This window comes from Paraburkholderia sp. (genome assembly GCF_034668105.1).
Taxonomy (GTDB): Bacteria; Pseudomonadota; Gammaproteobacteria; order Burkholderiales; family Burkholderiaceae; genus Paraburkholderia.
On sequence record NZ_JAXDPY010000451.1, the window covers coordinates 1 to 9,984 of the forward strand.

At 59.8% G+C, this 9,984-nt stretch carries 12 protein-coding genes and 2 pseudogenes; 6 read left to right on the forward strand and 8 right to left on the reverse strand.

Going from position 1 to position 9,984, the window contains the following annotated elements:
- The 3 genes from QOC89_RS20245 to QOC89_RS20255 form a co-directional block, all read right to left on the reverse strand.
- A partial coding sequence (locus QOC89_RS20245) for an amino acid ABC transporter permease (RefSeq protein WP_323046649.1) occupies positions 1 to 622 on the reverse strand: 622 nt, incomplete at its 3' end.
- A gap of 3 nt (positions 623 to 625) precedes the next feature.
- On the reverse strand, positions 626 to 1,324 hold the full coding sequence (locus tag QOC89_RS20250; protein ID WP_323046650.1) for an amino acid ABC transporter permease: 699 nt from the start codon (positions 1,322 to 1,324) through the stop codon (positions 626 to 628).
- A 32-nt stretch (positions 1,325 to 1,356) separates the two neighbouring features.
- Complete coding sequence (locus tag QOC89_RS20255; protein WP_323046651.1) at positions 1,357 to 2,181, reverse strand: ABC transporter substrate-binding protein; 825 nt, start codon at positions 2,179 to 2,181, stop codon at positions 1,357 to 1,359.
- A 171-nt stretch (positions 2,182 to 2,352) separates the two neighbouring features.
- On the opposite strand from QOC89_RS20255, the gene QOC89_RS20260 reads away from it, so the two are divergent.
- Both QOC89_RS20260 and QOC89_RS20265 read left to right on the forward strand, forming a co-directional pair.
- Entirely contained in the window at positions 2,353 to 3,300 is a 948-nt protein-coding gene (locus tag QOC89_RS20260) for a LysR family transcriptional regulator (protein ID WP_323046652.1), read from the forward strand.
- A gap of 4 nt (positions 3,301 to 3,304) precedes the next feature.
- Positions 3,305 to 4,198 (forward strand): LysR family transcriptional regulator, encoded by an 894-nt coding sequence (locus QOC89_RS20265; protein WP_323046653.1) that lies wholly within the window; start codon positions 3,305 to 3,307, stop codon positions 4,196 to 4,198.
- Positions 4,199 to 4,337: 139 nt separating this feature from the next.
- On the opposite strand, the pseudogene QOC89_RS20270 reads toward QOC89_RS20265, so the two are convergent.
- A pseudogene (locus QOC89_RS20270) lies at positions 4,338 to 4,463 on the reverse strand (IS6 family transposase); the annotation flags it as partial.
- Between the two features lie 99 nt (positions 4,464 to 4,562).
- On the opposite strand from QOC89_RS20270, the gene QOC89_RS20275 reads away from it, so the two are divergent.
- Positions 4,563 to 4,727 carry a hypothetical protein gene (locus tag QOC89_RS20275; RefSeq protein WP_323046654.1) on the forward strand — a complete coding sequence of 55 codons (165 nt, stop codon included), beginning with the start codon at positions 4,563 to 4,565 and terminating at the stop codon, positions 4,725 to 4,727.
- A gap of 1,358 nt (positions 4,728 to 6,085) precedes the next feature.
- On the opposite strand, the gene QOC89_RS20280 is transcribed toward QOC89_RS20275, so the two are convergent.
- Positions 6,086 to 6,310, reverse strand: a complete 225-nt coding sequence (locus QOC89_RS20280) for a hypothetical protein (protein ID WP_323046655.1) — start codon at positions 6,308 to 6,310, stop codon at positions 6,086 to 6,088.
- Positions 6,311 to 6,438: 128 nt separating this feature from the next.
- Between QOC89_RS20280 and QOC89_RS20285 the strand changes: the two genes are divergently transcribed.
- The 3 genes from QOC89_RS20285 to QOC89_RS20295 all read left to right on the forward strand — a co-directional run bounded on the left by QOC89_RS20285 (position 6,439) and on the right by QOC89_RS20295 (position 7,630).
- A complete protein-coding gene (locus QOC89_RS20285) occupies positions 6,439 to 6,735 on the forward strand; it encodes a hypothetical protein (protein ID WP_323046656.1) in 297 nt (98 codons plus the stop codon).
- A gap of 21 nt (positions 6,736 to 6,756) precedes the next feature.
- The gene (locus QOC89_RS20290) at positions 6,757 to 6,969 is read left to right on the forward strand and encodes a hypothetical protein (protein ID WP_323046657.1); all 213 of its coding nucleotides are present in this window, start codon (positions 6,757 to 6,759) and stop codon (positions 6,967 to 6,969) included.
- Between the two features lie 73 nt (positions 6,970 to 7,042).
- Positions 7,043 to 7,630 carry an ATP-grasp domain-containing protein gene (locus QOC89_RS20295; RefSeq protein ID WP_323046658.1) on the forward strand — a complete coding sequence of 196 codons (588 nt, stop codon included), beginning with the start codon at positions 7,043 to 7,045 and terminating at the stop codon, positions 7,628 to 7,630.
- A 412-nt stretch (positions 7,631 to 8,042) separates the two neighbouring features.
- Here QOC89_RS20295 and QOC89_RS20300 read toward each other — a convergent pair whose 3' ends face one another.
- The 3 genes and pseudogenes from QOC89_RS20300 to QOC89_RS20310 form a co-directional block, all read right to left on the reverse strand.
- A complete protein-coding gene (locus tag QOC89_RS20300; protein WP_323046659.1) occupies positions 8,043 to 8,474 on the reverse strand; it encodes a hypothetical protein in 432 nt (143 codons plus the stop codon).
- Between the two features lie 421 nt (positions 8,475 to 8,895).
- Positions 8,896 to 9,525, reverse strand: coding sequence for a hypothetical protein (locus tag QOC89_RS20305; RefSeq protein WP_323046660.1), 630 nt, complete (start codon positions 9,523 to 9,525; stop codon positions 8,896 to 8,898).
- Positions 9,526 to 9,737: 212 nt separating this feature from the next.
- A pseudogene (locus QOC89_RS20310) lies at positions 9,738 to 9,984 on the reverse strand (transposase); the annotation flags it as partial.

Here is a 9,984-nt window from a genome sequence, read left to right on the forward strand (position 1 = left end):
ACACCGCAAAGTAGGTCAGCGCGAGAATCGCGAAAACCTGAAACGGTTGTGTAAGAAGACTGGCGTTGATCTGTTGGGCGGAAAACGTCAATTCCTGGACGCTGATCACATAGCCAATCGATGTGTCCTTCACCGTCGATACACATTGACTGAGAATGCTAGGCAGCATGTTGTAGAGTGCCTGCGGCAGGATCACGTGGCGCATCGTTGCGCCGTAGCCTAGTCCGAGCGAGCGTGCGGATTCGGACTGTCCTTTGGGTGTCGACTCGATGCCCGCGCGCACAATCTCGCATAAATAGGCCGCCTGATAGATCACCAGCGTGACCACGAGCGTCGTGAACGCGCTGACGAGATGGCCGATCAATCCAGGCACCAGAAAATAACTCCAGAACACGAGCATCACGAGTGGTACGCCGCGGACGATATAGACGAGCGCGGCCGAAGGCACGCTGAACACCTTGTAGGGCGAAACCCGGCACAACGCGAGCAGTACGCCAAGCGGGAGGGCAAAAGCAAGACCGGTTAGCGAGAGGATCAACGTGAGTGCAAGTCCACCGATCGGGCCATCGGGATATTGTCCGAGCAGGAGGAAATGCGAATTGTGGATCAGTATGTCGAGCATGGTTCATTTCGCCGCGATACGGGTGCGCCGTGTAATGGCGGCGCCTGCGCCCATCAAGCTCAAAGAGACGGCCAGATAGATGGCCGTTCCAACGAGGTAGATTTCGAAGGTTCTGAAGGTCTGGTTCTCGATGTCGCGCACCGTGTACGTCAGTTCGGCAACGCCGATTGCCATTGCCAGACTGGTGTTCTTGAAGAGCACCACGGTGTGGTTGATGAAAGGCGGCATGGCAATGCGAAAGCTTTGCGGCAGGATCACGTATCGCATTGACTTCGCATAGCTCAGACCCAGCGAGCGGGCTGCCTCATGTTGACCATGCGGCACCGCGCGCAAGCCGCTTCGAATATCCTCGGAGTAGTACGCGGCCATGCACAGGCCAAGCGCAAGCGACGCGAAGATGAATTCACCCCCATGCGCGTTGATCCATGTCTGCGCGCTGTCCGGCAGCAGCGTCGGGAATCCGAAGTACCACAGGAACAACTGCGCGAGCATGGGCACGTTTTGATGGTACGCAACGTAGCCGGCAACTAGCTTCTCGACGAACGGATGACCCATCGTGCGCAGCGTCGCCAGCACCGTGCCAAGTGCGGCCGCGAGTACCCAGCTCGTCAGCGTGAGCAGGGCAGTGTATTGCAATCCCCACACAAGATGCTGCAGGTTCGGGGCCGCGAAGATACTCGAGAAGTTCAGATGCGCTAGCATGAGTAATCCTTATTGCACGGGCCGCTTCGAGGTCAGCCCTGGACCGGCCCGGTCTTGAAATCGCGGTGCATCTGGTAGATCGTTTTGGCTCCCAGCCACTTGTCGAAGATCTGCTGCGATTCGCCCGATTTCTCCATTCCGTCCAGCGCGTTGTTTACCGCGTCGAGCAATGCGGGTTCGCCCTTCTTGATGCCGAGCCCCCAATGCTCAAGACCTACCGGCGGCGAGAGCGCCTCGACTTTGATGTTGGTACCGAGTTTGGCGGCGAAGCGGTGCATGATCGGCTCGGAGACCACAAAGCCATTGGCCTTGCCCTGCACCATGGCCAGGAACGCGGACGGCGCGTCGTCATAGCTCACGAGCTGCACGCTCGGCATGACCTGACCCATGATCGCGATGTTGCTCGAGCCTTTGATCGTACTGACGCGCTTGCCATTGAGATCGTCCCGTACTTTGAACGGGCCGCCGCTTTTGACCGCGAGGATCTGCCTGGCGACGTAATACTGGTGAGTGAAGTCGAGCTGCCCGGCGCGCGCCGGCGAGTAGCCGAGCACCGCGGCGAGCACGTCGATACGGCCTTGCAGCAGTTCGGGAATGCGCGCTTCCATCGACACCACCTGCAACACGGGCTTGACGCCCAGCGCCTTCGCGACGCCCTTGCAGTAGTCCACGTCGTAACCGACGATGTCGCGCGACGCCGGATCCTGATATCCGAAGGGCTCGAAATTAGCCAACACACCGCACACCAGCGTTCCGCGCGCCTTGATGTCCGAGAGCTGGTCGGCCCGTGCGGTACTCGCCAGCAGGACTAATGTAAGCCCAAGCAATGCTGTGGTTAGTTTGTTAGGCGATGTCATGCAATCTCCGTAGACAGGATGCTTCGAAACGCAACCGCGAGCGCTCTTGAGCTGCTCGGTCAGCATTGCGGGGGACTTGGAGAATGTATTCTTGGTGGAAAAAAATCCAGAATAAAGAGATATTTGTGCATAATTCTTCATTCCAGAATGAGATGGATTCGAGGTGACAGCGTGGCGTATCAAATCACTTTTCCGCAGCTCGAAGCATTGGTCGCGATTGCGGACATGGGTTCGTTTGAGGCCGCCGGGCGCAAGCTCGGTAGCGTCCAGTCTGGCGTGTCGCGCCACGTTCGCGAACTGGAGGGTCAATTCCCGCGGCCGCTGTTCGAGCGCGTTTCGCGATCGGCGCGGCTGACCGTCGATGGCCTCGAGGTGCTCGCGCAAGCGCGCACGATTCTCCAGCAACGCGACGTCTTGCTGAGCCAGTATGCGAGCGAGAAAGTACTGCGGCGCACGTTGAGGCTGGGAATGACCGAGCTTGCGGCGCTAACCTGGCTGCCTGGCTTCATCGATGCCCTGCGATCGACCTATCCGCTGGTGGATGTCGAGCTGGAAGTGGGCGGCGTCGCTGCGGAGCTTTACGAAAAGCTCAGGCTGGCGCAGCTGGATCTGGCAATCGTGCCCGACACGCCTCGCTGGACGGACATGTCGAGATTTCCACTCGCTACCGTGCGTAACGGCTGGTACTGCAGTCCCGGGTTCAACCTGAAGCGGCGCAGACTAGCCGTGTCGGAGCTTGGTCAGTTGACGCTGCTGTGCCAGTCTGCGGACTCGGCCGCCGGACATGTCATGAGCAAATGGCTTGAGCGCAACGGCGTGCAACCGCGCAACATCATGACCTGCAACAGCTTCTCTGCGCTTGGCGGGATGGCGAGCGCCGGACTGGGTATCGCCTGTCTGCCGAATGCGATTGCCGGCGAGCTTGTGACGCTCGGCAGGTTGCGGGAGGTCCACGTGACGCCGGTGATGCCACCGGTGCGATATGTTGCCGTCGCGCGGCACGATGCATTGACGCCGTTTCACCGCAGGGTCATTGCGCTGGCGCGCGCGACGTGCGATTACGGGTTGCGCTATCAGGATGCCGACGCGCGCGAACCGTTGGGCACGGAGGATCAATAGTGCGATGCTGAGCGTAAAACAGATCGAAACGTTTTATTGGGTAGCGAAGCTCGGCACGGTACAGCGGGCAGCCGACAAGCTCCATATTACCCAGTCGGCCGCGACCAAGCGCCTGCGGGATGTCGAGGCGAAGTCCGCGGCACCTTTGTTCGAAGGGGGAGGAAAGAAAGCGAGGCTGTCCGCGAAAGGACACGAGATGTTGGCACTGTGCGAGAGCCTGCTGGACAGCATCGGGCGACTCCAGGCCTATCAGGACGCGGACCGGCGCATGGCCCGCGTCCTGCATATCGGACTGACGGAACTCGTCGCGCTGACGTGGTTTCCGGCGTTCCTGAGAGAGATGCACGAGCTTTTTCCGAATCTGATTCCAAGACCGTACGTCGATATGTCCGGACCGCTGCAAGAGCAGGTGATCGACGGACGCCTCGACCTGGCGATTCTGCCCGAGCCCGAGTTACCCGCGTCCGTCGCTCGGATTGCGCTAGGCAGTGCCTGTTTCGCCTGGTTCTGCCGACCCGGCCAGTTCGACAGCCGGCGCACGGTGTCGCTGCGCGAACTGGGCGCCGGCCCCGTGATCGAGCAGACCCCCCTGTCCATTGTGACCATCCTGAGTTCGAGAGCGTTCGAGAGCGCGGGTGTCGATCCGGAGCGTATTTGCGGCGGCAACAATGCCGTCGCGGTGGGCGGCCTGGTGGCGGCCGGCGTGGGCGTGAGCTTGCTCCCAGTCGATCTCTTCAGGCAGCAAATCCAGAACGGGCTGATGCAGATCGTGGTGACCGAACCGGCCGTACCGGCGGTTCGCTACGATGCAGTTTTCCTTGAACAGTCACATTCCGAGCTGGGCTACATGGTCGCGGATGTTGCGCGGCGCTGCTGCAACTTCAGTGCGGGCGCTTAACGACGGTCAAGGCGCTAAGTGCAATCAACGGCAGTGTCGCAATAAGGCCCCCGCGGTAAAAATCCGCGGTCCGATGCTCCTGAAGGTTGTGTCGCGATAAGGTCGAAAAGGCGAAAATTTCTTTTGTGGTAGGGATTCCTTACACCAGCAGAGAATAGAACTGAGCAGCCGCTGTTTGCGTGATGGTGAGGTCCTTCATTTGCCCTTTTCTGATCAAGTTCATCACTTCGATGCCTGACAGAATGGTGCGGGCGCACCGGAAATCATGGCCATCGTGGTCGTCTCAATTCAGGTCGCCCCAGTTTACCTGATCACTTAGCGCGACAGAGCCTTCCGGTCATTCCCATTCGAACGGATACCGCACATGCCGCTCGCGCTCAATCTCGACTGCAATATCGACGGCGCGGGCGATATCTTCTGGGGTCGATTGCGGTGGGTGGTTGCGTGCAAGGTCTCGTTGCAAATGGGCTGTAAGCAGCTTCGCCGCAGACCGAAGACGATGTGCGACTTTCCGTCCGCCGATAGTTAAGAACCCGAGACCTTTCATGTTTATCCTGGATGCGTTGCGTCCGCGCGGGAACCATGTGGTGCCTCATAACCGAGCTCGTCGCAATCGTCGCTCAACTCGCATGGACGCTTGCAGAAGGCAGTCAGCATTTGCAGGACAATTTCTCCGCACGTTGTACGGTTACATTCTTCAGACAACTGATGGACTGGTACCGTACAGGCATGATCAAGCGCGAAACTATTTGTTTCAATTGCCGGCGGTAAATGTCGCTATAGCTTTAACTGTGCATTGGAAGGATTCCTTCTGAAAGCCTGGTGGGCGGCGATGGGTCTATCGCGCTGTGAGCTTCTCCCGGAGCGCGCACGATACGGGGAGCACTTGTGGAGATCACTCGCCATACTCGCGCTCAAGCTACCCTGGCGCTGATTCGAGCCCTGTTGACCTGATCAAGGCTTGGGAGGGACTTCAAAGCAGTCGCTCGGCGGCCCGCAGCTCATGGAAATGTACGTTTGCGAAGTGTTTCGCATGCCTGCTACCCTGACGCGAACAAACTACCGCAGCAAAATGGGGCCCGAGGCCGATCGTGATGCAATTACGGAACTCGGTTTGACGATAGCAGGTAGTAGTTAGCGCAAAGTGGACGAGCCCATTAAAAATTTTCCATTAAGTCCATTTTCGTACTTGGGCGCGTTGCTGCCGAGTGCACATGCGTGGCAGGTAAGGGATGTGTACTCATCGGCAGGCTTCCCAAACCGACTAGTAACTGTTGCGGTTTTCGATCGGCATCAAGGCGGCGCTCCTTGAGGAAAACGCAGGATTTCAAGAATGGGGTGCCCTGTGGGCGGCGTGAATTCGGGGTCGATGTTGGGAACCATGTCGGTCCCAGCTCGCCGACTACTCGGCGGGACCCGCTTGCGCCACGGGGACGGGTTCGCGTTGCGGTTTGTTTCCGCCGACAGATCCAGATCAGGACCAGGCGCGGCGCAGAAAAAAATCTGAGTAGTTTCTCGGACTGCCTCTAACGCGATAGCGACGCCAGCCGCATGCGTGAGATCGGCCGCTACGGTCTGGGTGCCATCGACTGTCCGATGGTCGAGTACTCCAAGGCGTGTGCGAACGCGCTGGATGCAACGCGGAGCCCATCCGATTGTTCAACTGCAATGCGCGGTGATCAATGTTGATCTGGCGACCAGGCTTACCGCCTTTGCGCGCGCATTGAATAGATACCGGAGAATGTCGCCCGCTTTCTCAAACTCTTGCAGTGAGCGGCACAAGCGGAACCGCACCTTTTCAACAGTTCCTTCAGCGATCTGCGAGGAAGGGCGCTTGCCCTGCGTTGCAGATCATCGCAAGACCGCCGCATCGGCGACCGTGCACGCTCAGATCGATTGATTGAGCGCAGCGCGCTGAGTGCGACCGCGCCCGAGCAACGCGTATGTCGCGCCGCTTATCGCCAGCCCGATCAGCGCTTCGCCGTATTCCGGTACCCACACGTGCACGATGACCGCCGCGATCGAACCCAGCGCCCATGCTGCGAATGCCTTGCCGTGGAACGGTTCCGCGTCGTCGATTCGGCCCGCATTGCCGAAGAAAAGTTGGTCCATGATCATCACGGCGCCAATCGGCGGCACGAGAACATGCCGAGCATGCTGAGCCAGTACGGGAACAGACTCCAGACGCCCGCAACCGCGGCCATGCGGCGTGGGCGACATGCCCGATCACCGAGAACGGCGTGCTGCGCATAATCAGTCAGCCAGCCTATCCGAACACGCTCGACACTCCGGCGGCTGTCGCGCCTGTCGTCGCCCAGTTGCGGTCGCATCGCGGCCACCAGTTCTGGCCGGATGAGGTGAGTCTGCTCGATTTGCAGCAAGTCGATGCGAGCAAGATGTTGAAAGCCGAGCAGGTCACTGACACCTATCTGCTCGCCCTGGCGCGCGTGCGCGGCGGCGCGCTCGCGACGTTCGACCGGCGGCTTATGACTGACGCGGTGCGAGACGGCGCCCGACACCTTGAATTGATCCGCTGAAGACGAGAGGCGTACTCAGACATGGGCACAACGAAGTATCACATTCACGTCCCGATCGCGACGTTGCTGGCAATGCCGGGCGGTGAGCTGACCGGCACGCTGAGCTCCGGCACTGGACCGGAACTGCGCGCCATGCTGGTATGTATGCAGGCGGCGGGCAAGGCCGCGTTCACGGGCGGGGACTGCGACCGGCAGGATCGGAAGGGTATCTGCCGGGGGCATCCACAGGAATGAAAGCACCATGTTTTCGATACTTCGTCAGGCGGGAACTACCCATGTTGAGGAGCGGATCGCAACGCAGTACGCGATGACGGCGGACGTGCCCATTGCGAGCGTTCGCCTTGAGGCGCTGGGCGATTACGCGGTGGCTTTGCGCGAAGGCGCTACCGTGCCCGTCGGTACGGTGGAGTTCGTCCGCAAGGCGATGTCGCTGGCCCGAATCGCAGACCCGCCGAATATGACCTATCCGGATTGCCTGCTGCCGTATCTGTACCGCCGGGTCGCGCGGCGCCGCGCGGGTAGTGTGCTGGGACGCTGGTTCGTCAAACCTGTCGAGACCAAGGTGTTCACAGGCGCTGTCTTCGACACGCTCGGCAACCCGGACGACCTGTCGTTTTACGACCCCGCACAGTACAACGCGTTCCTGTCCCTGTCGCCGGAGATCGAGGTCCGGATAGGCGAGCCCGTGACGTGGCGATCGGAAGTCCGCTATTACGTGATCGACGGCGAGATTCGCGGCGAGGGCCGATATGACGACGGTCCTGACGACGCGCCTGTGCCTGACGGCCAGACCGTCAGCGAGATGGTCAGCCTTGCAGACCTTTTGAGGTTCCGAGAGTTACGCAATGCTTTGCCTAAGCATCGCGAATCTTCAATCCGGCGGAACACCATCTGACGACTGATCAGCGCGGCGATTTCGCTTGCTGCATGTAGTGCAATCGCCACAACAAGTCCCGAGTCCTTGCCGCCGCTAAAAGCTAGTACTACTGGATAATTTTCGATGAAAAGACGACGAACATTACGCAATGCTTTTTCGACGCGCTGCTCAACCGGGACAACAACAACTTCTTCCTTGATTTCGAACAGCGGGAAAGTTTCGTACTTTTTCATGGACGGACTCCTTCATGCCCAAAAAAGGGCGATTAGAAAGGAGTCGGCTCGCGGTGCGGGCCTTGCCGGAATCTGTCCCGGCGAGAACTGCTATCTCGATTCGATTACATTGTCTTCTCGCGCGAGCGAGATGGAGGAAAAGCACCCCGGTGCTGACCGGCTATCGCGGGCAGCAAAGAGGGGGTGCTCCCTAAGTATCACGCAGTTGCAAGCTCGGCGCTCCTGCGAGTGGCCAAAGACGGCACACCTTTGCAGTCGCGACGGATCTCGGTGAGGCGATCGGGCGCGACATATTCCGTATAAACCCGGTCGCAACCGTTGCAGTGCCAGTTGACGAACCAGAAGTCTTCGCTGTGCCCTGCGCCCCAATCGAAAAGCGTACCGCCGCAACGGCAAGGGCGGCTGGCGCGACGATCGTAGGTGCAGGCGTTGTTGACTTCCGCGGTGTAGGTAATTGGACCGCCGCCACGGTAAGCGAGAATCAGCCGATTCAACTTCGGGTCGGGGATCTTGCCTTTTAGAGCAGCATCGACGACGGCAAGGCATCGGTGCGGATATCGCCCGCAGTGGTCCCATATCCTGCTTGCCGCGCGGCGTGAAAACCCCTGCTGCCGCAATACATCCTTCACGAACTCGCTGGCGCTATGCCATGCGTATCGCGCGCCGGTTGAATTACCTCCACGTCCGCGGCGATACGTCTGTCCGCAGACTGTGATGGATCGGCCGTCAATGCGCGGCACGAACGCGCCGTGCGGGTGCGATGCGCATATTTCCCTGTCGGACTCCACTTTCGCCTGCTGTCGAGCGCGAATACCGCCGGCCGCTGCGAATCCTGTCGCACGGAACGCTTCGAGCGTGACATTGAATCTCCTTTTTGCATGGGAGGTTGACTGAGGCGCGCCGCCGCAAGGCTGGTGCGCGTGTTCGGCAAACGAGACAGGGGTATCGGGGGAAGGCGTCGTGTTGCTCGGGCGAGCCCGGTTAGAGCTTGCCTGAAAAAACAGACCCGGGCGCTAGGTGGGCGCACTGGGTTTCATGATTACCCGTTGATCAGTGCTTGCGTTCCTTGATGACGGCAACATGCTGAAAGTCGTGGACGATTTCGAAGCCGAACGTCTGGCGCAGTTCGTCGAGCGACTGGCATTCGTAGTGGTTCGATCGCACACCGCTGTCGTCATGCCAGCGGAACGGAGCGGGCCAGATAAGCGTCTCGCCCGGCTTCAGGAACGGGCGTAGCGCCGCCTTGAGTGCGTCCATCATCGCCTTCTCTTCATGCGTGGCCCTGGATGGCTCCGCAGCGGACGGTATTGCTGTTGCAACGAGCTTCTCGTCCTCGGGTGCCGTCGGGTACGGCAGCGCATATGCCGCCGAATAGATCCCCTCCTGCACCAGTTCGCGGAAGTAGCTCACCGCGATGTTTAGTGCGTTGGCGCTCAACTGTTCCTCCGTCCAGCCGCCAGCGAGCAGGGCACGTCCGATCGCGTCACGGCGATCGAGAATCGCCAGCATTTCAATAGGATCCTGCGTGCGAGAGCCAACAGCCGACAGGCGGAAGTGTTCCATCGCCTGTGGCGGTACCATCTCAACCGCGCCTGTCCCGCGACCACGCGGCATTTGCTTGTCCCAGTCAATTTTGACGGTGACGGGTTGCTGCGTCGCAGCCTGTTCATTTCCATTCATCGGGTTACTCCTTTATGCCGCTACTCGGCTTAGAAAAAGGAGTGGAGCGCCGGCGCTCAGCAGGTCATGCGGTGACCTGCCGAACCTCGTTGGCTTCTTCAATCTTTACCGGCCTGACGGTATAGCGATATGCACCGTAGTCGTTGTCGAGCTTGTCTCGTTTGCCGTTCGCACGGCTACGCGAGCCGAACGGGCCTGCTACCTGCTGACCTGTACGGATCACCTCGCCGGGAGATCGATCCCAGCCGGATCTTGCCGCGGGTGCCGTTTTGCCTGGGCACCAGCCCGAGGAACGAGGCAAACTCGCGCCCGGACCTGAACGTTTTTGCATCCCCCAATCGTAGCGACCAGCGCAGTCGCGGTAAGCCTGCCGATGCCTGGCACTTCCGCGATTGCCCGGCATGCAGCTTCCTGCTTGTGCCAGCCACTTATCTGCTTCTCAAGGTGGTCGATATCCCG